19 protein-coding genes are annotated in these 22090 nt (G+C 71.3%); 2 read left to right on the top strand and 17 right to left on the bottom strand.

From position 1 onward, the window contains the following. Positions 1 to 52: 52 nt before the first annotated feature. The 3 genes from rpe to fmt form a co-directional block, all read right to left on the bottom strand. Complete coding sequence (gene rpe / locus ACIQCZ_RS27230; protein WP_351083553.1) at positions 53 to 736, bottom strand: ribulose-phosphate 3-epimerase; 684 nt, start codon at positions 734 to 736, stop codon at positions 53 to 55. Positions 737 to 917: 181 nt separating this feature from the next. Continuing rightward, positions 918 to 2351: an RsmB/NOP family class I SAM-dependent RNA methyltransferase gene (locus tag ACIQCZ_RS27225; RefSeq protein ID WP_402285603.1), complete on the bottom strand. Its 1434-nt coding sequence runs from the start codon at positions 2349 to 2351 to the stop codon at positions 918 to 920. A 191-nt stretch (positions 2352 to 2542) separates the two neighbouring features. Further along, positions 2543 to 3475, bottom strand: coding sequence for a methionyl-tRNA formyltransferase (gene fmt / locus ACIQCZ_RS27220; protein ID WP_402285601.1), 933 nt, complete (start codon positions 3473 to 3475; stop codon positions 2543 to 2545). 230 nt (positions 3476 to 3705) lie between these two features. Between fmt and ACIQCZ_RS27215 the strand changes: the two genes are divergently transcribed. Then, a complete protein-coding gene (locus ACIQCZ_RS27215) occupies positions 3706 to 4254 on the top strand; it encodes a hypothetical protein (protein WP_402285599.1) in 549 nt (182 codons plus the stop codon). Positions 4255 to 4353: 99 nt separating this feature from the next. Here ACIQCZ_RS27215 and ACIQCZ_RS27210 read toward each other — a convergent pair whose 3' ends face one another. From ACIQCZ_RS27210 to pyrR, 14 genes are all read right to left on the bottom strand, one after another. Further along, positions 4354 to 6498 (bottom strand): primosomal protein N', encoded by a 2145-nt coding sequence (locus ACIQCZ_RS27210; RefSeq protein WP_402285598.1) that lies wholly within the window; start codon positions 6496 to 6498, stop codon positions 4354 to 4356. A 126-nt stretch (positions 6499 to 6624) separates the two neighbouring features. After that, positions 6625 to 7848, bottom strand: coding sequence for a methionine adenosyltransferase (gene metK, locus ACIQCZ_RS27205; RefSeq protein WP_402285596.1), 1224 nt, complete (start codon positions 7846 to 7848; stop codon positions 6625 to 6627). A 242-nt stretch (positions 7849 to 8090) separates the two neighbouring features. Beyond that, positions 8091 to 9293 (bottom strand): bifunctional phosphopantothenoylcysteine decarboxylase/phosphopantothenate--cysteine ligase CoaBC, encoded by a 1203-nt coding sequence (gene coaBC / locus ACIQCZ_RS27200; protein WP_402285594.1) that lies wholly within the window; start codon positions 9291 to 9293, stop codon positions 8091 to 8093. Positions 9294 to 9425: 132 nt separating this feature from the next. Further along, a complete protein-coding gene (gene rpoZ, locus ACIQCZ_RS27195) occupies positions 9426 to 9698 on the bottom strand; it encodes a DNA-directed RNA polymerase subunit omega (RefSeq protein ID WP_003970369.1) in 273 nt (90 codons plus the stop codon). 80 nt (positions 9699 to 9778) lie between these two features. Next, positions 9779 to 10396, bottom strand: coding sequence for a guanylate kinase (gene gmk / locus ACIQCZ_RS27190; protein WP_376283968.1), 618 nt, complete (start codon positions 10394 to 10396; stop codon positions 9779 to 9781). A 38-nt stretch (positions 10397 to 10434) separates the two neighbouring features. Beyond that, positions 10435 to 10758, bottom strand: coding sequence for an integration host factor (locus ACIQCZ_RS27185; RefSeq protein ID WP_099197641.1), 324 nt, complete (start codon positions 10756 to 10758; stop codon positions 10435 to 10437). 245 nt (positions 10759 to 11003) lie between these two features. Continuing rightward, entirely contained in the window at positions 11004 to 11843 is an 840-nt protein-coding gene (gene pyrF, locus ACIQCZ_RS27180; RefSeq protein WP_402285592.1) for an orotidine-5'-phosphate decarboxylase, read from the bottom strand. Beyond that, positions 11840 to 12949, bottom strand: a complete 1110-nt coding sequence (locus ACIQCZ_RS27175; RefSeq protein ID WP_402285589.1) for a quinone-dependent dihydroorotate dehydrogenase — start codon at positions 12947 to 12949, stop codon at positions 11840 to 11842. Before ACIQCZ_RS27175 ends, pyrF begins: the two co-directional genes overlap by 4 nt. A 402-nt stretch (positions 12950 to 13351) precedes the next feature. Continuing rightward, entirely contained in the window at positions 13352 to 16660 is a 3309-nt protein-coding gene (gene carB, locus ACIQCZ_RS27170; RefSeq protein ID WP_402285587.1) for a carbamoyl-phosphate synthase large subunit, read from the bottom strand. Continuing rightward, entirely contained in the window at positions 16653 to 17795 is a 1143-nt protein-coding gene (carA, locus tag ACIQCZ_RS27165) for a glutamine-hydrolyzing carbamoyl-phosphate synthase small subunit (RefSeq protein ID WP_402285584.1), read from the bottom strand. The genes carB and carA overlap by 8 nt, the downstream gene beginning before the upstream one ends. Beyond that, positions 17792 to 18373 carry a hypothetical protein gene (locus ACIQCZ_RS27160; protein ID WP_376283961.1) on the bottom strand — a complete coding sequence of 194 codons (582 nt, stop codon included), beginning with the start codon at positions 18371 to 18373 and terminating at the stop codon, positions 17792 to 17794. Before ACIQCZ_RS27160 ends, carA begins: the two co-directional genes overlap by 4 nt. Continuing rightward, a complete protein-coding gene (locus ACIQCZ_RS27155; protein ID WP_402285581.1) occupies positions 18370 to 19656 on the bottom strand; it encodes a dihydroorotase in 1287 nt (428 codons plus the stop codon). Before ACIQCZ_RS27155 ends, ACIQCZ_RS27160 begins: the two co-directional genes overlap by 4 nt. Before the next feature lie 2 nt (positions 19657 to 19658). Continuing rightward, complete coding sequence (locus ACIQCZ_RS27150; RefSeq protein ID WP_351083580.1) at positions 19659 to 20654, bottom strand: aspartate carbamoyltransferase catalytic subunit; 996 nt, start codon at positions 20652 to 20654, stop codon at positions 19659 to 19661. A gap of 93 nt (positions 20655 to 20747) precedes the next feature. Next, positions 20748 to 21332: a bifunctional pyr operon transcriptional regulator/uracil phosphoribosyltransferase PyrR gene (gene pyrR, locus ACIQCZ_RS27145; protein WP_402285579.1), complete on the bottom strand. Its 585-nt coding sequence runs from the start codon at positions 21330 to 21332 to the stop codon at positions 20748 to 20750. A gap of 220 nt (positions 21333 to 21552) precedes the next feature. Between pyrR and bldD the strand changes: the two genes are divergently transcribed. Then, on the top strand, positions 21553 to 22053 hold the full coding sequence (bldD, locus tag ACIQCZ_RS27140; RefSeq protein ID WP_014044812.1) for a transcriptional regulator BldD: 501 nt from the start codon (positions 21553 to 21555) through the stop codon (positions 22051 to 22053). Positions 22054 to 22090 lie beyond the last annotated feature (37 nt).

Here is a 22090-nt window from a genome sequence, read left to right as displayed (position 1 = left end):
ATCTGCCCTTGGCCGGACCGACCCGCACTCGGGGCCGGGGCCGGTCCCGACGTCAGTGACGGCACGCCCAGGCCGCCGAGGAGGTGGCCCCGTCGGCCTTGGCGCGCAGGGCGCGCACCGCTTCGGCGGGGTCCTCGGCCCCGTACACCGCCGAGCCGGCGACGAACACGTCCGCGCCGGCCTCCGCACAGCGCTCGATGGTGGACGCGGAGACGCCACCGTCCACCTGGAGCCACAGTTCGAGGCCGTGCTTGGAGATCAGCTCACGGGTGCGGCGGATCTTCGGCAGCATGATGTCCAGGAACGCCTGGCCGCCGAAGCCCGGCTCCACCGTCATGATCAACAGCATGTCGAGCTCGGGAAGCAGGTCCTCGTACGGCTCGATGGGGGTGGCGGGCTTGAGCGCCATGGAGGCGCGGGCGCCCTTGGCCCGGATCTCCCGCGCCAGCCGTACCGGGGCGGCGGCGGCCTCCACGTGGAAGGTGACGGAACCGGCACCCGCCTCGACGTACTGAGGCGCCCAGCGGTCCGGGTCCTCGATCATCAGGTGGCAGTCCAGCGGGGTGTCCGTGGCCCGGCTGAGCGACTCCACGATCGGTACGCCGAGGGTCAGATTGGGCACGAAGTGGTTGTCCATCACATCGACATGGAGCCAGTCGGCACCTTCGACTGCCTTCGCCTCCTCGGCGAGGCGGGCGAAGTCGGCGGACAAGATGCTGGGATTGATCTGGGCCATGTGCCAAGCCTGCCATGTTCCGCGGCACTTCCCCGCCCTGGTGAGGGCCAAAGCCTCACGGGATCATTACAGTTCGCGAAATCCGGGCCGTCCGGCCGGGCGATCCGGGCTTTTCAGCCCGTGAAGCGCCCTTCGGGGGCGGTGGGGCCCCTGCGGACGCCCACCCCGTCCCCTGTCCGATTCAGGCCGTACGCCGCAGCAGGGCCAGGTACATCGCGTCCGTCCCGTGCAGGTGCGGCCAGAGCTGGACATCGGGACCGTCGCCGAGCGCGGGAACTCCCGGCATCAGCGGGCGGGCGTCGATCCACTCCGCCTCGACCGGCTGCCCGCCGCGCCCCTTGAGCACGTCCTCGACGACGACCCGGGTCTCCGCGAGATGCGGCGAACAGGTCGCGTAACCCACGACGCCGCCGACCCGTACCGCCTTCATCGCCTCGCGCAGCAGGCCGCGCTGGAGCGGGGCGAAGCTCTCCAGGTCCTCCGGGCGCCGACGCCACCGCGCCTCCGGACGGCGGCGCAGCGCGCCGAGGCCCGAGCACGGCACATCCATCAGGACGCGGTCGAAGGTGCCCGGCTGCCACGGCGGGCGGGTGCCGTCGGCGGTGATCACCTGGTACGGGCCGGGGTTGCCGGCCAGCGCGCGCTCGACGAGTCGGGCCCGGTGCGGCTGCTTCTCGGCGGCGAGCAGGGCGGCGCCGCGTTCGGCGGCGAGCGCGCCGAGGAGGGCCGCCTTCCCCCCGGGCCCCGCACACCCGTCGAGCCACCGGGTGTCGCTGCCCTCCACCGGCGCGGCGGCGAAGGCGGTGGCCACCAGCTGGCTGCCCTCGTCCTGCACCCCGGCGCGGCCCTCCCGCACGGCCGTCAGGGCACCGGGCTCGCCGCCCTCCGCCATCCGAACCGCGTAGGGGGACCAGCGGCCCGGCAGGCCGTTCCCGTCGCCGAGGGCGCTGAGCAGCTCGTCGGTGCCGGCCCGGCCGGGGCGGGCCACCAGGGTGACCTCCGGCCGTTCGTTGTCCGCTTCGAGAAGGTCCTCGATCCCGGCACGACCGCCGCCCAGCGCGTCCCAGAGTGCGGACACGACCCACCGCGGATGCGAGTGCACGACGGCGAGGTGGTCCTCGGGGTCCTCGTCGTACGCCGGGGCGACGCGCGCGACCCAGCCGTCGAAGTCGTCCGCGGAGACCTTGCGCAGGACGGCGTTGACGAACTTGGCCCGGCCTTCGCCGAGCACCACCCGGGCCAGTTCCACGCTGGCGGAGACCGCGGCATGGGTGGGGATACGGGTGCCGAGCAGCTGATGCACCCCCATGTTGAGCACATCGAGGACCGGCGGGTCGACCTCGCGCAGCGGCCGGTCGATGCAGGCCGCGACGATCGCGTCGTACGTCCCCTGCCGGCGCAGCGTCCCGTAGACCAGCTCGGTCGCCAGCGCCGCGTCCCGGTTGTCGAAGTCGCCCTTGGCGCGGGCCTTCTTCAGGAGCGGGGGCAGTACGAGGTTGGCGTACGCGTCACGCTCGTCGACGGCCCTGAGCGCTTCGAAGGCGAGGAACCGGACGGGGTCCTTCTTGGGGCGGCGATGCGGCTTGGCGGGACGGCGACGCTGCTGGTCGTTCACGTGAAAGGTGCTCCGCTGATGATGAGAGGGCGAACCCTCCCAGACTACGTCGCCGCCCCGTCCCCCGGCTCCCCGGTGCCGCCGCCGGAACTCCGCCGGCTCGCGAGTCCCGGCAGACCTCCTCGGTCGCGGCACCGGTGCCGCGACCGGCGTCGTCCGACGCGACGGGGCAGAGCCTGCCGGGACAGCCCTCAGCTCCCCAGCAGCTCGCCGTGGACGATCCGCACCCCGCGGGCCCAGTCGGCGGCCCGCATCGGCTTCTTGCCCTGCGGCTGCACCCAGAGCAGCTCGACGGCGTGCGACCCGGTGCCCACGTACACGTTGTTCTTGGCGGCGGACAGCTCCCCGGGCGCCAGATCCGCGCGGTCCAGCACCGGTACCGCCTGGATCAGCTTCAGCCGTTCCCCCCGGAACAACGTCCACGCACCGGGAGCGGGCGTGCAGCCGCGCACCACGCGGTCGACCCGCAGGGCGGGGGCGGACCACTGCACCTGAGCGTCCTCGACGGTGATCTTCGGTGCGAGGGTGACTCCCTCGGCGGGCTGCGGCACGGCGTGCAGCGTGCCGTCCTGGATGCCGTCCATCGTCGCGACGAGCAGCCCGGCACCGGCGAACGCCAGCCGGGTGAGCAGATCACCGCTGGTGTCGGTGGGCCGCACCTCTTCGGTGAGGACGCCGTACACCGGGCCGGAGTCGAGCCCCTCCTCGATCAGGAACGTCGACGCACCGGTCACCTCGTCCCCGGCCATGATCGAGTGCTGCACGGGGGCCGCGCCGCGCCAGGCGGGCAGCAACGAGAAGTGGAGGTTGACCCAGCCGTGGGCGGGTACGTCGAGCGTGGCCTTGGGCAGCAGTGCCCCGTAGGCGACGACGGGACAGCAGTCCGGGGCGATCTCCCGCAGTCGCGTCAGGAAGTCCTCGTCGCGCGGTCGGGCGGGCTTGAGCACCTCGATCCCGGCCTCCTCGGCGCGCTCGGCGACGGGGCTGGCGACCAGTCGGCGGCCTCGCCCGGCGGGGGCGTCGGGCCGGGTGACGACGGCGGCCACCTCGTGCCGGCCGGAGGCGATCAGTGCGTCCAGGGCGGGAACGGCTACCTCGGGGGTGCCTGCGAAGACGAGCTTCATGGGTGGCTGACTGCCTCTCAGGCCGAAACGTACGGGTGACGAGCAACGCACAAGTCTATGGGCCGGGCGACCGGGGGGCGTACGCATCACTGCGCGCCCCTTGGACATGCGCACGCGCCCCTCCAGCGTGACCAGATCCCCGGCTGCCGCGTTGGTCAAGAGAGATTGACCGAAGCGAGCCGCCACGGAGCGGCCCGATCCCTTTCAATGCCGGTTCGAGAGGCTTCTTCATGGCCGACCACGCAACCCACGACGCTCAAGCGCGGGCCAGCCTGCACCTGTTGGTGCGGGACATCGAGCGGGTCCGGCGGCAGGTGGACGCGCTGCGCACGCTCACCGCCCAACTGGGCAACGTCTACCGTCCGCGCCGCTCCGGCCCGTCCACGGGCTTCGTCGTCTACGGCAGGGCCCCGGCCCCCACTGTCAGGCTGGCGCAGGAACTGCGCGACAGCGTAGAGACCCTGGTCACCGCGGCGGTGGATTTCGACCGCTCCCTGGGCTTCTCCTGGGACGCGGTGGGCTCCGCGCTCGGAGTCACCAAGCAGGCGGTGCACCGCCGCTACGGCGCACGCCGCAACGCCCGACAGCCGGGGGCGGCGGAGGCCGTCGCGGAGAACGCGGTGCCGCGCCCCCTGCCCGCCACGCCGGGCCCCACCAACGCGGCCGGCCTGCCCGTCGTGCCCGCCGCACGCACCATGCCCCCGCAGCCGTCGGTGGACCGTCCGTCACTGCGCGAGGACCTGCGCCCCGGAGTCTTCCCCGGCCCACGCAACGGCTGACCACCCCACTCCTGCCCCGCCGCGCCCGACGCACGGCGGGGCAGCCGCGTCCCCACGCCCGGCCCCTCCGGCCGATCCGCGCCCGGCGGCATCCCCACGTCACCCGATCTCCGGCGGATCCACCCTGATCCGGACCTGTTCGCCACTGCCCCGGGACAACCGCGCCGCCTGCGCCGCCTTCAACGCGGCCGCGAGCGCGCCCCCGCTCCCCGGGGGCACTCTGAGCAGCGCCCGCTCCCAGGACTCCCCCGGCGGTGCGTCGCCGGGCCGGCGGGGTCTGCCGGGTTCGGCTCCGGGCACCGGGACCGGACCGAGCACCTCGGTCTCCGGCGGCAGTTCCGCGGTCGTGAGAAACGCGGCGAGCGCGTCCGGCGAGCCCGTCACCGCAGCCATCCGGGACACCGGCGGAAAGCCGAGCTCGGCGCGCTCCGCCAGCTCGCGGCGGGCGTGCCCGACCGGGTCCCAGCGCACCAGGGCCTGCACCGGACGCAGCGTCGGCTCGGCGACGATCACCACCGTGCCGCCCTCCGGCTGTCCCCGCACCAGCGAGGCCGCGGCCGTCCACCGGCGCAGCGCCTCCTCGCCCGCCCTCAGATCGGGGCGCCCGACCATCGCCCAGCCGTCCAGCAGCAGCGCCGCCGCGTATCCGCCCTCGGCGACGGGTTCGGCGCCCGGCGTGCTGACCACCAGCGCCGGTGCCTTTGGCACCGAGTCCAGGATGTGGTCCCGGCCCGACGTCCGTACCGGCACGGCGGGGAACGCGCGGCCCAGCTCCTCGGCGGTCCGGCGGGCGCCGACGATCCGGGCCCGCAGCCGACCGGACCCGCAGGCGACACAGTGCCAGGCGGTCTCGGGCCGCCCGCACCAGGCGCAGTTGAGATCCCGCTGGTCCGGTGCCTCCAGCGGTCCGGCGCAGTGCCGGCACCGAGCGGGTTCCCGGCAGCGCTCACAGGCCAGCCGCGGCGCGTATCCGCGGCGCGGCACCTGGATCAGGACGGGACCGCTGCGCAGTCCGTCCCGTACCGTCTGCCAGGCCAGGCTGGGCAGCCGGGCCGCCCGCGCGGCCCCGTCCCGCGCCAGCTCCCCGTCGCCGACCGTCCTCACCAGCGGCGCCGCGATCCGCAGCTGCTCCCGGTCCGCGCGCAGCGGCAGCGCCCAGCCGCTCTCCACCAGCTGGGCGGCCTCCACGGTGCAGCTCGTACCGCCGAGCAGGAATGCGCACCGGCCGTGCGCCGCCCGTAGTTCGAGCACCTCGCGGACGTGCGGGAAGGGGGCGTGGTCGTCGCTGTGGCTGGAGTCCCCGTCGTCCCAGACGGCGACCAGGCCGAGATCGGTGACGGGCGCGAACATCGCCGCCCTCGTCCCGACGACGGCCCGCACGGAGCCTCGCCGCACGGCGAGCCACTCCCGGTACCGCTTCTCCGGCCCGGAGTCGGCGGTCAGCAGTGCGTGCTGTCCCTTGCCGAGCAGTCCGGTGAGGGCGGCGTCCACCCGCCCGGCGGCCCTGCCGTCCGGCACGACGACGAGTGCGCCGCGCCCGGAGGCGAGCGTCGCGGCCATGGCCCTGGCGATCTCCTCGGGCCAGTGCGGTCCGGGCAGCGCGGTCCATACGGCCCGGGGCACACCGCCGTCGGCCAGCGCGCGCAGGAATGCCGGCCCCTGCGCGTACCGCTCCCAGCTCCCCGCCGACGGCGCGGGCGGCGGTGGCAGGGGGGCGGGCGAGGGCTTGGACTCGGCCCTGCCGTTCCTGGGCGGCACAGCCAGCTGCAGCACGTCGGCGAGGCTGCCCGCGTAGCGGTCGGCAACGGCCCGTGCGAGGGTGAGCAGCTCCGGTCCCAGCACCGGTTCCGGCGAAACGACGTACGCGAGCGCGGCGAGGGCTCCCGTGTAGTCCGATTCGGCGAGCCGCTCGACGAGGAAGCCGTCGATCAGCCCGCCCCCCTCGCGCCGGCCGCCGCGGACATGGCGCGCCCCGGCCCCGAATCGCACCCGCACCCGCACTCCGGGCTGCGCGTCGGCGTCCAGCTCCTCGGGCACGGCGTAGTCGAAGTACTGGTCGAGATGGAGCGCGCCCTTGTTGACCAGCACCCGGGCGACGGGCAGCTCCTTGGCGAGCGCGGCGCCGCGCCAGGTCCGCGGCTTGGCCCGCGGCACCTTCGCCTGCCGTACCGACTCCCGAATCAGCGCAAGCTGCTCCGGGGCCCCGCGCCCGGGGTCCTCGGATCGCTCGTTGTCGCTGCTCACAGCCAAATTCCTACCAGACGCCACTGACACCGGCGCAGGCGTCGTACCCACCGGGGGCCGCACGCACCGGGGCCCGGACACCCTGTGCGGCGTCCGGGCCCCGGCGCGGGACGGAAGGCGGCGGACCTACAGCCCGGCCGCCGTGCGCAGCGCGTCCACGCGGTCCGTGCGCTCCCACGTGAAGTCGGGCAGCTCGCGGCCGAAGTGGCCGTACGCCGCGGTCTGGGCGTAGATCGGACGGAGCAGGTCGAGGTCGCGGATGATCGCGGCCGGACGGAGGTCGAAGACCTCGCCGATGGCGTGCTCGATCTTCTCGGTCTCGATCGCGGCGGTGCCGAACGTCTCGACGAACAGACCGACCGGCTCGGCCTTGCCGATGGCGTACGCGACCTGGACCTCGCAACGGGCGGCGAGACCGGCCGCGACGACGTTCTTGGCGACCCAGCGCATGGCGTACGCGGCGGAGCGGTCGACCTTGGACGGGTCCTTGCCCGAGAAGGCGCCGCCGCCGTGGCGGGCCATGCCGCCGTAGGTGTCGATGATGATCTTGCGGCCGGTCAGGCCGGCGTCGCCCATCGGGCCGCCGATCTCGAAACGGCCGGTCGGGTTGACCAGCAGCCGGTAGCCGTCGGTGTCCAGCTTGATGCCGTCCTCGATGAGCTGCGCGAGCACGTGCTCGACGACGAACTCGCGGATGTCGGGTGCGAGCAGCGAGTCGAGATCGATGTCGCTGGCGTGCTGCGAGGAGACGACGACCGTGTCGAGACGGACGGCCTTGTCGCCGTCGTACTCGATGGTGACCTGCGTCTTGCCGTCCGGGCGCAGGTACGGGATGGTCCCGTTCTTGCGGACCTCGGAGAGCCGGCGCGAGAGCCGGTGCGCGAGGTAGATCGGAAGCGGCATGAGCTCGGGCGTCTCGTCGCAGGCGTACCCGAACATCAGGCCCTGGTCACCGGCGCCCTGCTTGTCGAGCTCGTCGTCTTCCTCGCCCGCGGCGGAACCCTCGACCCGCGTCTCGTACGCGGTGTCGACGCCCTGCGCGATGTCCGGCGACTGCGCGCCGATGGACACCGAGACACCGCAGGAGGCGCCGTCGAAGCCCTTCTTGGAGGAGTCGTAGCCGATTTCGAGAACCTTGTTGCGTACGAGGGTCGGAATGTCGGCGTAGGCCTTGGTCGTGACCTCACCCGCAACGTGCACCAGACCGGTGGTGATCAAGGTCTCGACCGCGACGCGGGACCGGGGGTCCTCACGGAGGAGTGCGTCGAGAATGGTGTCGCTGATCTGGTCAGCGATCTTGTCGGGGTGACCCTCGGTGACGGACTCCGAGGTGAAGAGACGGCGGGACACATCGCTCCCTGGGGTTGCAGCGGCTGCTGGCTGATCATTTGGCGGACCGCCGGGAGCTGCGCCCGACATGGTCCGGGGCCAGTTTATCTGTCGCTTTCGTTCGGCGGACAGCGTGTCTCGCCCTTTGGGAGTTCTGTGACCTCTGGCACGGTCCGCGGCTGTACGAAAATCGCCTGCCGAGAAAGCCATTTACCCCCATATTTCAAGGGACTCGGCCCGTTCGAAGGCGCGAAACGAGAAATTCACGCCCATCGTGACGACACGAGATCCCAGACCGTGTCGGCCAGCGCCTCCTTGGGGCCGTACGGCACCGGGGTCTCGCCGCCGTCGGCCGCGAGCACCACCGCTTCGTTCTCCTCGGAGCCGAAGGTCCTGCGCTCACCGACCTCGTTGACGACGAGGAGATCGCAGCCCTTGCGGCGGAGCTTCTCACGGCCGTTGGCGAGGACGTTGTCGGTCTCGGCGGCGAAACCGACGACGATCTGGTCCGGCCGGGCGCGCGCACCGGCGACCTCGACGAGGATGTCGGGGTTCCGGACGAGCGTGATGGGCGCCGGCTCCTGGCCGTCCTTCTTCTTGATCTTCCCCGGCGCGTACTCGGCGGGCCGGAAGTCGGCGACCGCCGCCGCCATCACGACCACATCGGCGTCCGCGGCGGCCTTCAGCACGGCTTCGCGCAGCTGTACGGCGGTTCCGGCGTGCCGGACGTCGGCACCGGCCGGATCGGGCAGGCCGGTGTTGGCCTCGATCAGCGTGACCCGGGCACCGCGGGCGACCGCGGTGCGGGCCAGTGCGTAGCCCTGCTTGCCGGAGGAGCGGTTGCCGAGGTAGCGCACCGGGTCGAGGGGCTCCCGCGTACCGCCCGCGCTGATCACGACGTGCCGGCCCGTCAGATCGGGTTCGGCGGGCCCGCGGGTCAGCACCCGGCGGCAGACCTCGAAGATCTCCCCGGGGTCGGGGAGCCTGCCCTTGCCGGTGTCGACACCGGTGAGCCGGCCGACGGCGGGCTCGATGACGACGGCGCCGCGGCGGCGCAGCGTGGCCACGTTCTCCTGGGTGGCCGGGTGTTCCCACATCTCGGTGTGCATGGCGGGCGCGAAGACGACCGGACAGCGAGCGGTGAGGAGCGTGTTGGTGAGCAGGTCGTCGGCGAGACCGTGGGCGGCCTTGGCGAGCATGTCGGCGGTGGCGGGCGCGACGACGACCAGGTCGGCGCTCTGACCGGTCCTGACGTGCGGCACCTCGTGGACGTCGTTCCAGACCTCCGTGGCGACCGGATGGCCGGAGAGCGCCGACCAGGTGGCCGCCCCCACGAAGTGCAGCGCCGACTCGGTCGGGACGACCCTCACGTCGTGGCCGGACTCGGTCAGCCGACGCAGCAGCTCGCACGCCTTGTACGCGGCGATGCCCCCGCTGACCCCAAGAACGACCTTCGGCTTGTCCACTGCGTCTCCCCGCACTCGGATACGAACACCCCCATGCTGCCTCACCGCCCCCGGCCCGTTGCTGTCGCCCCGGACACACCACAGGCCCGGCGGTCGCGGCCGCCGGGCCTGTGGTGAAGGTGGAACTCCTGCTTACTGCGCGGGGCCCTCGATGGCCTCGGAGGTGAGCAGGCCCGCGTTGATCTCGCGGAGCGCGATCGAGAGCGGCTTCTCGTGCACGTGGGTGTCGACGAGCGGACCGACGTACTCCAGGAGACCTTCGCCGAGCTGCGAGTAGTACGCGTTGATCTGACGCGCGCGCTTGGCGGCGTAGATCACGAGGCTGTACTTCGAGTCGGTGGCCTCAAGGAGCTCATCAATCGGCGGGTTGATGATGCCCTCGGGCGTGGTGATGGAAGAGGACACTCTCTGCCTTCCGAAGGGGGTAAAGATCAAAGAAACCTTTGACAGTGCGGAACTCCGTGATACCGCCCGTGCCGGCTGCGTCAGTCGCTGCCCGTGCGGTGGCCGGAGGAATCCAGCATCAAGGCTAGCAGCTCACGCGCCACGTCCTCGACGGAGGTGTTGACCAGTGTCGTATCGAACTCGGACTCGGCGGCCAGTTCGATCCGGGCGGCGGCGAGCCGGCGCTCGATCACCTCGGCGGACTCGGTGCCCCGGCCGGTGAGCCGGCGCACCAGTTCCTCCCAGCTCGGCGGGGCCAGGAAGACGAGCCGGGCGTCCGACATCGACTGCCGGACCAGCCGCGCGCCCTGGAGATCGATCTCCAGCAGCACCGGCTCGCCCGCCTCCAGGCGGTCGAGCACGGCGCGGCGCGGCGTGCCGTACCGGTTGCCGGCGAACTCGGCCCACTCCAGCAGCTCACCATTGGCGATCAGCTTGTCGAACTCGTCGTTGTCCACGAAGAAGTAGTGGACACCGTTGCGCTCGCCGGGGCGCGGCTTGCGGGTCGTCGCCGACACCGAGAGCCATACCTCGGGGTGGGCCTTGCGCATATGGGCGACGACCGTGCTCTTGCCGACCCCCGAGGGGCCGGAGAGCACGGTCAGCCGCGGACGTACGTCCGGGGGTACGGGGGACGTCCCCCGGGATGTTGCAGCCATGGAGCGATTATCCAGGTTCTCGGGCGTGCCCGAGAACGTCAGGCCGCCTTGCTGCCGAACTCACGCTCCAGGGATGCGATCTGGTTGGAGCCCAGACCCCGGACCCGGCGGCTCTCGGAGATGCCGAGCCGCTCCATGATCTGCTTGGCGCGGACCTTGCCCACGCCCGGCAGGGACTCCAGGAGGGCGGAGACCTTCATCTTTCCGATGACGTCGTTCTCCTGGCCCTGCTTGATGACCTCGTGGAGGGAGGCGCCGGAGTGCTTGAGTCGATTCTTGACCTCGGCCCGCTCCCGGCGAGCCGCGGCGGCCTTTTCGAGCGCGGCTGCGCGCTGTTCAGGGGTAAGGGGCGGAAGAGCCACGCCTACGTCACCTCGGATGTCGATCTGTCGGATACGGACCGGTGAGGAAGCTGGACGCTCCACACCAGGTGAGCGACGGACAACTTGTGTACGTCGGCTCTCGACGGAGACTAGCGGCCAAGGCCGCCCGAGTCAGCGAGAACCAACGAAAAGTCCTGGTCAGCCTTGCCCGACCAGGACATTTCAGGCATAACAACCGAGTTTTTTGGTCAGGATTCAGTCAACACGCCGTGGACGCGGCCCGGTCACCCGCCCGCGACGGCCGTCCGGACCTCGTCCGTGAGCCGATCGGCGGCCGCGCGCAACCCCGCCGCGTCCGGCCCCCGGCTCAGCACGCCGCGGCTCACACTGGGCAGTACGTTGCCCACCGCGTCGCCGAAGACCCCCGGCAGATCCGCGGGCGTCGCGCCCTGCGCGCCGATCCCGGGGGCGAGCAGCGGGCCGTTGATGGCGAGATTCACACCCGCGTCCCCGAGCGTGGCTCCGACCACCGCGCCGACGGAGCCGAGCGGCGTCGCCCCCTCGTTCTCGGCGGCCATGTGGTCGAGCATCAGCTGGGCCAGCGGCCGGCCGTCGGCGGCAGTGGCACGCTGCACCTCCGCGCCCTCCGGGTTGGAGGTGAGGGCGAGCACGAAGACTCCCGCACCGGACAGCACCGCCGCGTCGAGCGCCGGGCGCAGCGAGCCGAAGCCCAGGTACGGCGAGACGGTGACCGCGTCCGAGAACAGCGGCGAGTCCTGGTCCAGATAGGTCGCCGCGTAGGCACCCATGGTGGAGCCGATGTCACCGCGCTTGGCGTCCATCAGAACGAGTGCGCCGGCCGCCCGCGCCTCCTCGACGGCCTTCTCCAGGACCGCGATGCCGCGCGAGCCGAACCGCTCGAAGAACGCGGACTGCGGCTTGAGCACGGCGACCCGGTCCGCCAGTGCCTCGACGACCGTGCGCGTGAAGCGCTCCAGCCCCGTCACGTCGTCGTTCAGGCCCCAGGCGGTGAGCAGCGAGGCGTGCGGGTCGATGCCGACGCAGAGCGGCCCGCGGGTGTCCATGGCGCGGCGCAGGCGTGCGCCGAACGGTTCCGGGATCATGTGGTGGCCTTTCTGGTTTCTGCGCCGACGGCTTCGGCGAGGGTCGCGTACGGGGAGGCGGCCAGGCGTGCGGCCAGACCCTTGTGGATCGCCCTGGCGTAGAACGGTCCCTCGTAGATGAAGGCGCTGTAGCCCTGGACGAGGGTGGCCCCGGCGAGGATGCGCTGCCAGGCGTCCTCGGCGTTCTCGATGCCTCCGACACCGACCAGGGTGAGCCGGTCGCCCACCCGCGCGTACAGGCGGCTCAGGACCTCCAGGGACCGTGCCTTGAGAGGTGCGCCGGACAGCCCGCCGGTCTCCTTGACCAGGGACGGCGAGGACTTCAGGCCCAGGCCGTCCCGGGCGATGGTGGTGTTGGTGGCGATGATGCCGTCCAGACCCAGCTCGACCGCGAGGTCGGCGACCGCGTCGACGTCCTCGTCCGCGAGATCGGGAGCGATCTTCACGAGCAGGGGGACCCGTCGGCCGGTGACCGTCCGGTCGGCTGCCTCGCGCACCGCGCCGAGCAGGGGCCGGAGCGCCTCGGTGGCCTGGAGATTGCGCAGGCCCGGGGTGTTGGGCGAGGAGACGTTCACGACAAGGTAGTCGGCGTGGGCGGCGAGGCGCTCGGTGGACTTCACGTAGTCGCCGACCGCTTCGGCCTCCGGCACGACCTTCGTCTTGCCGATGTTGACGCCGACCGTGGTCCTGAAGACCGGCCTGCGGGCGCCCAGGCGCTCGGCCACTGCGGCCGAGCCCTCGTTGTTGAAGCCCATGCGGTTGATCAGCGCGCGGTCCGCGAGGAGGCGGAAGAGGCGTTTCTTGGGGTTGCCGGGCTGCGGTTCGCCGGTGACCGTGCCGATCTCGACGTGATCGAAGCCGAGCATCGCCATGCCGTCGATCGCCATGGCGTTCTTGTCGAAGCCGGCGGCGAGGCCGAAGGGGCCGTGCATGCGCAGGCCGAGGGCCTCGGTGCGCAGCTCCTTGTGACGGGGGGCGAGCACCGCGGCGACGAAGGTGCGCAGCACGGGGATGCGGGCGGCGAGACGGATCCAGCGGAAGGCCAGGTGGTGCGCCCACTCCGGGTCCATCCACTTGAAGACCAGTCGGAAGAAGAATTTGTACATCGGGGTGTCCTCGGTGTCCTCACGAAGAGGGGGACACCGGTTCCGGTGTCCCCCTGCCTGCTGCTGGTGCCGTGACTGGCAATGTTTGCCCCGTGAGGAGTGTCGTCCAGTGCGTGCGATCGCAAGGCGGCCGGAAGTCCTTGCAGCGGAGCTACCAGGACTTTTGGCCGACGCCGCGAGCGTGCGTGCTGGACGGCGCGACGGGGCAAAGCCTGCCGGGAGGGGAACCAGGGCGTGTTTCGAGTCCCGCCTGCCGGGCGGCGTCCGGCACGCACGCTCGCTGCGTTGTCGGGCCCGCCCCGATACGACCGGTATCGGGGTGACCCTCCGGCTTGCGATCGCACGCACCGGACGCCGCCCGGCCCGCCCTGCGGGCGGACGACGCTCCTTTCGAAACGCGCCCTAGTCGCGGGCCGCGGTCAGATGTTCCGCGTGTTCCTGGAGCGATCGGACGTCGACGCCTCCGTGGGTGAGCGCGTCGATGCCCTGCACGGCGGCGGCGAGCGCCTGGACCGTCGTCAGGCACGGCACGGACCGGGCCACGGCAGCGGTACGGATCTCGTAGCCGTCGAGACGGCCACCGGTTCCGTACGGCGTGTTGACGATCAGGTCGACCTCGCCGCCGTGGATCAGCTGGACGATGGTCTTCTCGCCCTGCGGGCCCACGCCCTCCGACTGCTTGCGCACGACCGTGGCGTTGATGCCGTTGCGCTTGAGGACCTCGGCGGTGCCGGAGGTGGCGAGCAGCTCGAAGCCGTGGGCGACGAGTTCGCGCGCCGGGAAGATCATCGAGCGCTTGTCGCGGTTGGCGACCGAGATGAAGGCGCGGCCCTTGGTGGGCAGCGGGCCGTAGGCACCGGCCTGCGACTTGGCGTACGCCGTGCCGAAGACCGAGTCGATGCCCATGACCTCGCCGGTGGAACGCATCTCCGGGCCGAGGACCGTGTCGACGCCGCGGCCGTGGATGTCGCGGAAGCGCGACCACGGCATGACGGCCTCCTTGACCGAGATCGGCGCGTCGAGCGGCAGGGTGCCGCCGTCGCCGTTCGCCGGGAGCAGGCCCTCCGCGCGCAGCTCGGCGATGGTCGCGCCCAGCGAGATCCGGGCGGCGGCCTTGGCGAGCGGGACCGCGGTCGCCTTCGAGGTGAAGGGGACGGTCCGGGAGGCGCGCGGGTTGGCCTCCAGGACGTACAGGATGTCGCCGGAGAGCGCGAACTGGATGTTGATCAGTCCGCGAACGCCGACACCCTTGGCGATGCCCTCGGTGGAGGCGCGCAGCCGCTTGATGTCGTAGCCGCCGAGCGTGATCGGGGGCAGTGCGCAGGCGGAGTCGCCGGAGTGGATACCGGCCTCCTCGATGTGCTCCATGACGCCGCCGAGGTAGAGCTCGGTGCCGTCGTAGAGCGCGTCGACGTCGATCTCGATCGCGTCGTCGAGGAAGCGGTCGACCAGGACCGGCCGGGTGGGGCTGATCTCGGTGGACTCGGCGATGTACGAGGAGAGCCGCGCCTCGTCGTACACGATCTCCATGCCGCGGCCGCCGAGCACGTAGCTGGGGCGTACGAGGACGGGGTAGCCGATCTCGTCGGCGATGGCCTTGGCCTCGTCGAAGGTGGTGGCGGTGCCGTGCTTCGGCGCGGGCAGTCCGGCCTCGGCCAGGACGCGGCCGAAGGCGCCGCGGTCCTCGGCGGCGTGGATCGCCTCCGGGGACGTACCGACCACCGGCACACCGTTGTCCTTGAGCGCCTGCGACAGACCCAGCGGGGTCTGACCGCCGAGCTGGACGACGACCCCGGCCACCGGGCCCGCGAGGGACTCGGCGTGCACGATCTCCAGCACGTCCTCGAGCGTCAGCGGCTCGAAGTACAGGCGGTCGGAGGTGTCGTAGTCGGTGGAGACGGTCTCCGGGTTGCAGTTGACCATCACGGTCTCGTAGCCCGCGTCGCTCAGCGCGAAGGAGGCATGGACGCAGGAGTAGTCGAACTCGATGCCCTGGCCGATGCGGTTGGGGCCGGAGCCGAGGATGATCACCGCCGGCTTGGCGCGGGACGCGACCTCGGTCTCCTCGTCGTAACTGGAGTAGAAGTACGGCGTCTTCGCGGCGAACTCGGCGGCACAGGTGTCGACGGTCTTGTAGACCGGGCGGATGCCGAGCGCGTGCCGCACCTCGCGTACGACGTCCTCGCGCAGGCTGCGGATGTCGGCGATCTGGGCGTCGGAGAAGCCGTGTCGCTTGGCCTCGGCGAGCAGTTCGGCACCGAGTTCGTCGGCGTCGGCCAGCTCGTCGGCGATCTCCTTGATCAGGAAGAGCTGGTCGACGAACCAGGGGTCGATCTTCGTTGCGTCGAAGACCTCTTCCTGGGTGGCGCCGGCCCGGATCGCCTGCATGACGGTGTTGATCCGGCCGTCGGTGGGGCGGACCGCCTCGGCCAGCAGCTCGGCCTTGTCGCCGGGCTCACCGGTGAAGGAGAACTGCGAGCCCTTCTTCTCCAGGGAGCGCAGCGCCTTCTGGAGGGCCTCGGTGAAGTTCCGGCCGATCGCCATGGCCTCGCCCACCGACTTCATGGTGGTGGTGAGGGTGGAGTCGGCGGAGGGGAACTTCTCGAAGGCGAACCGCGGGGCCTTGACCACGACGTAGTCGAGGGTCGGCTCGAAGGAGGCGGGGGTCTTCTCGGTGATGTCGTTCGGGATCTCGTCGAGCGTGTAGCCGACGGCCAGCTTGGCGGCGATCTTGGCGATCGGGAAGCCGGTGGCCTTCGAGGCGAGCGCCGACGAGCGGGAGACGCGCGGGTTCATCTCGATCACGATGACCCGGCCGTCGGTCGGGTCGATGGCGAACTGGATGTTGCAGCCGCCGGTGTCGACACCGACCTCGCGGATGATCGCGATGCCGATGTCGCGCAGGCGCTGGTACTCGCGGTCGGTGAGCGTCATCGCCGGGGCGACGGTGATCGAGTCACCCGTGTGGACGCCCATCGGGTCGAAGTTCTCGATGGAGCAGACGACCACGACGTTGTCGTTCTTGTCACGCATCAGCTCCAGCTCGTACTCCTTCCAGCCGAGGATGGACTCCTCCAGGAGCACCTCGGTGGTCGGGGAGAGCGTGAGGCCCTGACCGGCGATGCGGCGCAGCTCGTCCTCGTCGTGGGCGAAGCCGGAGCCGGCGCCGCCCATGGTGAAGGAGGGGCGGACGACCACGGGGTAGCCGCCGAGCGTCTCGACGCCCGCCAGGACGTCGTCCATGGAGTGGCAGATGACCGAGCGGGCGGACTCGCCGTGGCCGATCTTGGCGTTGACGGCCTCGACGACACCCTTGAAGAGGTCGCGGTCCTCACCCTTGTTGATGGCCTCGACGTTGGCGCCGATGAGCTCGACGCCGTACTTGTCCAGGACGCCGTTCTCGTGCATCGAGATCGCGGTGTTGAGGGCGGTCTGGCCGCCGAGGGTGGGGAGCAGCGCGTCGGGGCGCTCCTTGGCGATGATCTTCTCGACGAACTCGGGGGTGATCGGCTCGACGTATGTGGCGTCGGCGATCTCCGGGTCGGTCATGATCGTCGCCGGGTTGGAGTTGACCAGGATGACGCGCAGGCCCTCGGCCTTGAGGACGCGGCAGGCCTGGGTGCCGGAGTAGTCGAACTCGGCGGCCTGCCCGATGACGATCGGGCCGGAGCCGATGACCAGGACGGACTGGATATCGGAGCGCTTAGGCACGCTGGCCCTCCATCAGGGATACGAAGCGGTCGAAGAGGTACGCGGCGTCGTGCGGGCCCGCTGCCGCTTCGGGGTGGTACTGGACGCTGAAGGCAGGCTGGTCGAGGAGCTGCAGCCCCTCGACGACCTGGTCGTTCAGGCAGACGTGGGAGACCTCGGCGCGGCCGAACTTCGTGTCCGACACCTTGTCCAGCGGGGCGTCGACGGCGAAGCCGTGGTTGTGCGCGGTCACCTCGACCTTGCCGGTCGTGCGGTCCTGCACCGGCTGGTTGATGCCGCGGTGGCCGTACTTCAGCTTGTACGTGCCGAAGCCGAGGGCGCGGCCCAGGATCTGGTTGCCGAAGCAGATGCCGAAGAGCGGCGTCCTGCGCTCCAGGACGCCCTGCATGACGGAGACCGGGTGGTCGGCGGTGGCCGGGTCGCCGGGGCCGTTGGAGAAGAAGACGCCGTCGGGCTGGACCGCGTACACGTCCTCCAGGGTGGCGGTGGCGGGCAGCACGTGCACCTCGATGCCGCGTTCGGCCATCCGGTGCGGGGTCATGCCCTTGATGCCGAGGTCGATCGCGGCGACGGTGAACTTCTTCGTGCCGATCGCGGGGACGACGTACGCCTCCTTGGTGGCGACCTCGGCGGAGAGGTCGGCGCCCACCATCTCGGGGGCCTGCTGGACGCGGGCCAGCAGCGTGGCCTCGTCGGCCAGGGCGTCACCGGAGAAGATGCCGACGCGCATGGCGCCGCGCTCGCGCAGGTGGCGGGTGAGGGCGCGGGTGTCGATGCCGCTGATGCCGACGACTCCCTGGCGCTCCAGCTCCTCGTCGAGCGAGCGCCGCGAGCGCCAGTTGGACGGCACCCGGGCGGGGTCGCGGACGACGTAGCCGGAGACCCAGATCCGTCCGGACTCGGGGTCCTCGTCGTTCACACCGGTGTTGCCGACGTGCGGAGCGGTCATCACGACGACCTGGCGGTGGTACGAGGGGTCGGTCAGCGTCTCCTGGTAGCCGGTCATGCCGGTGGAGAACACCGCCTCGCCGAAGGTCTCCCCCACGGCCCCGTAGGCCCGGCCGCGGAAGGCGCGACCGTCCTCCAGGACGAGTACGGCGGGAGCTTTGGCGGCTCCCCGGGTGGAGATCGTCATCGTGCGGTGCCTTCCGTAGTGCTGGTGAGATGGTTGATGGCCTCGACCCAGGCCGGGTGCTCGGCCGAGCGGTCGGAGCGGAAGCCGGAGTCGATCAGCTTGTCGCCGTGCGCCCAGGTGATGATCAGCAGGCCGCCCTCGGGGAGGACCTTGCCGGCGATGCCCTTGTCGAGCCGGGCCTCGCGCAGGGCGGCGGCCGGTACGAAGAAGTCGGCAGCCCCAGGGCGTACGACGTCGAGGCCCTGGTCGGTCAGGGTGAGCTCGACACGGCTGCGGGTGCCGAGGCCGTGTGCGACGATGCGGTCGAGCCACTGCCCGGCGGTCGTCGAGGCGTGGTACCGGCCGGTCAGCGTCAGCAGCGGCTCGCCGTCCGCGAACCCCTCGGGGGTGGAGTCGAGTTCCGGCAGATCGGACTGGAGGCTCCCCCGCCACTTCCATCCCTGGCGCATCAGCCAGTAGACGAAGGCGATGAGGACGAGCAGTCCGACGACCCAGCTGATGCGAGCGGACCAGTCGGTCACTTCGGCCGACTTCTGCTCGGCGGCGAGCTGGAGGTACAGGGGGGTGAGTGATGTCACGCGAGCTTCCCGTCGACGACCGTGGCACGGCCCCGCAGGAAGGTGTGGGTGACTCGGCCCGGCAGCTCGCGACCCTCGTACGGAGTGTTGCGGCTGCGGGAGGCGAAGCCTGCGGGGTCCACGACACCACGGTATGCCGGATCGACCAGGGTGAGGTTGGCCGGCTCACCCGCCGAGACGGGCCGGCCGTGTCCGTCGAGACGACCGATCGCGGCCGGGCGGAACGACATCCGGTCGGCGACGCCCGCCCAGTCGATGAGGCCGGTGTCGACCATCGTCTGCTGGACGACCGAGAGCGCGGTCTCCAGCCCCACCATGCCCATGGCGGCGGCGGCCCACTCGCAGTCCTTGTCCTCGTGCGGGTGCGGGGCGTGGTCGGTGGCGACGCAGTCGATGGTGCCGTCCGCGAGCGCCTCGCGCAGGGCCGTGACGTCGGCCTCGGTGCGCAGCGGCGGGTTCACCTTGTAGACCGGGTCGTAGGACCGTACGAGCTCGTCCGTGAGGAGCAGGTGGTGCGGGGTGACCTCGGCGGTGACGTTCCAGCCCTTGGACTTGGCCCAGCGGACGATCTCGACGGAGCCGGCGGTCGACAGGTGGCAGATGTGCACCCGGGATCCGACGTGGGCGGCCAGCAGGACGTCGCGGGCGATGATCGACTCCTCGGCGACGGCGGGCCAGCCGCCGAGACCGAGTTCCGCGGAGACGACGCCCTCGTTCATCTGGGCGCCCTCGGTGAGGCGGGGCTCCTGGGCGTGCTGGGCGACCACGCCGTCGAACGCCTTCACGTACTCCAGCGCCCGGCGCATGATCACCGCGTCGTCGACGCACTTGCCGTCGTCGGAGAAGACCTTCACTCCGGCGGCCGAATCGTGCATGGCGCCGAGCTCGGCGAGCTTCTTGCCCTCCAGTCCGACGGTGACGGCGCCGATCGGCTGCACGTCGCAGTAGCCGGACTCCTTGCCGAGCCGCCAGACCTGCTCGACGACACCGGCGGTGTCGGCGACCGGGAAGGTGTTGGCCATGGCGTGCACGGCGGTGAAGCCGCCGACGGCCGCGGCCTTGGTCCCGGTGAGGACGGTCTCGGAGTCCTCGCGGCCGGGCTCGCGCAGGTGGGTGTGGAGGTCGACGAGGCCGGGCAGCAGGATCTGGCCCGCGGCCTCGACGACGGTCGCGTCGCCGGTGTCCAGTCCGGTGCCGACCGCCGCGATGGTCTCGCCGTCGATCAGGACGTCCTGGGCCTCGCCGCCGAGGACCTTCGCGCCGCGGATAAGGATCTTGCTCATGATTACTTGTTCTCCTCGGTACGGGAGGCGGGCGACGGGTGGGCCGGGGCGGCGGACTCGTAGCCGCCCAGCAGCAGGTACAGGACGGCCATGCGGATCGAGACGCCGTTGGCCACCTGCTCGACGGCCGTGCACCGGTCGGAGTCCGCGACCTCGGCGGTGATCTCCATGCCGCGGACCATCGGGCCGGGGTGCATGACGATCGCGTTCCCGGGCATCTTCGCCATGCGGTCGCCGTCCAGGCCGTAGCGGCGGGAGTACTCGCGCTCGGTCGGGAAGTACGCGGCGTTCATCCGTTCGCGCTGTACACGGAGCATCATCACCGCGTCGGACTTCGGCAGCACCTCGTCGAGGCCGTAGCTGACCTCGCACGGCCACTGCTCGACGCCGACCGGGACGAGGGTCGGCGGGGCCACCAGAGTGACGTGGGCGCCGAGCGTGGTCAGCAGGTGGACGTTGGAGCGGGCCACCCGGCTGTGCAGGATGTCGCCGACGATGGTGATCCGGCGGCCTTCGAGGTCCCGGCCGAGACCTGCGTCGGCCCCGACGAGGCGGCGGCGCATGGTGAAGGCGTCCAGGAGGGCCTGGGTGGGGTGCTCGTGGGTGCCGTCACCGGCATTGACGACGGCGCCGTCGATCCAGCCGGAGGTGGCCAGGCGGTACGGGGCGCCGGATGCGCCGTGCCGGATGACGACGGCGTCGGCGCCCATCGCCTCCAGGGTCAGCGCGGTGTCCTTGAGCGACTCGCCCTTGGAGACGGACGAGCCCTTCGCGGAGAAGTTGATGACATCGGCGGAGAGGCGCTTGGCGGCGGCCTCGAAGGAGATGCGGGTACGCGTCGAGTCCTCGAAGAAGAGGTTGACGACGGTACGGCCGCGCAGGGTCGGGAGCTTCTTGATCGGCCGGTCCGCGACCCGTGCCATCTCCTCGGCGGTGTCGAGGATCAGGACGGCGTCGTCGCGGGTGAGGTCGGCGGCCGAGATGAGGTGACGCTTCATCTGGGTGTTCTCCGGAGGGCTGGAGGATTCAGGCATGCGGGCGTGCGGAAGCCGCCCTACGGGCTCGACGTCGCCCGTACGGGTGTGCTGCGGCTACTGCTCGTACGCCGGGGCGGTCCGTTGGGCACCGAGCAGCACGGCGTCACGGCCGTCCTCCTCGGCGAGCTGGACCTTGACCGTTTCCCGCAGCGACGTGGGGAGGTTCTTGCCGACGTAGTCGGCACGGATCGGAAGTTCGCGGTGACCGCGGTCGACGAGGACCGCGAGCTGCACCGCGCGGGGGCGGCCGATGTCGCCCAGCGCGTCGAGCGCGGCGCGGATCGTGCGGCCCGAGAACAGGACGTCGTCGACGAGGACGACCAGACGGCCCTCGATGCCCTCGCCGGGGATGTCGGTGCGGGCCAGGGCGCGCGCCGGGCGCAGCCGCAGGTCGTCGCGGTACATGGTGATGTCGAGGGAGCCGACCGGCATCTTCCGGCCGGTGATCTCCTGGAGTTTTTCGGCCAGCCGGCGGGCGATGAAGACACCTCGCGTCGGAATGCCGAGGAGCACCACGTCGTCGGCGCCCTTGGCGCGTTCGACGATCTCGTGGGCGATCCGGGTCAGTACCCGGGCGATGTCGGGAGCCTCCAGAACGGGGCGTGCCGCGTTGCCGGTGGCTTCATGCTGTGCGTCCATAAGAAACGGACCTCCTTCTCCGCCTCACTGGACGGACCTTAAAGGACGTCGAAATTGCGTCATCAACGTTACCAGGGCTTGCGCCGGGCCCAGGTCACACCCCCGGGAGGTGCCGGTCCGGACCATTCGGCTTGACGCACCAAGTAACGCTGCGTAACCTCACAGTGAGTTACCAGCCACGCGGCGGAGCCGCGCAATGTTCCAGCGTCCGGGGAGCCTTATGTCCAGCGAATACGCAAAGCAGCTCGGGGCCAAACTCCGTGCCATCCGCACCCAGCAGGGCCTCTCCCTCCACGGCGTGGAGGAGAAGTCCCAGGGCCGCTGGAAGGCCGTCGTGGTCGGTTCGTACGAGCGTGGCGACCGTGCCGTGACCGTGCAGCGCCTCGCCGAGCTCGCGGATTTCTACGGGGTCCCGGTGCAGGAGCTCCTGCCCGGTACGACGCCCGGCGGCGCCGCCGAGCCGCCGCCGAAGCTCGTCCTGGACCTGGAGCGCCTCGCCCACGTCCCGCCGGAGAAGGCCGGACCGCTGCAGCGCTATGCCGCGACGATCCAGAGCCAGCGCGGTGACTACAACGGCAAGGTGCTCTCGATCCGCCAGGACGACCTGCGCACGCTGGCCGTGATCTACGACCAGTCGCCGTCCGTGCTCACGGAACAGCTGATCAGCTGGGGCGTGCTGGACGCGGACGCGCGTCGCGCCGTCGCCCACGAAGAGGGCTGACGGCCCTCTGGAGAAACGTGCCGCCGTGCCGGTGCGG

Source organism: Streptomyces sp. NPDC093149, from assembly GCF_044754145.1.
Taxonomy (GTDB): domain Bacteria; phylum Actinomycetota; class Actinomycetes; order Streptomycetales; family Streptomycetaceae; genus Streptomyces.
This window is presented reverse-complemented; position numbering and strand designations above follow the sequence as displayed.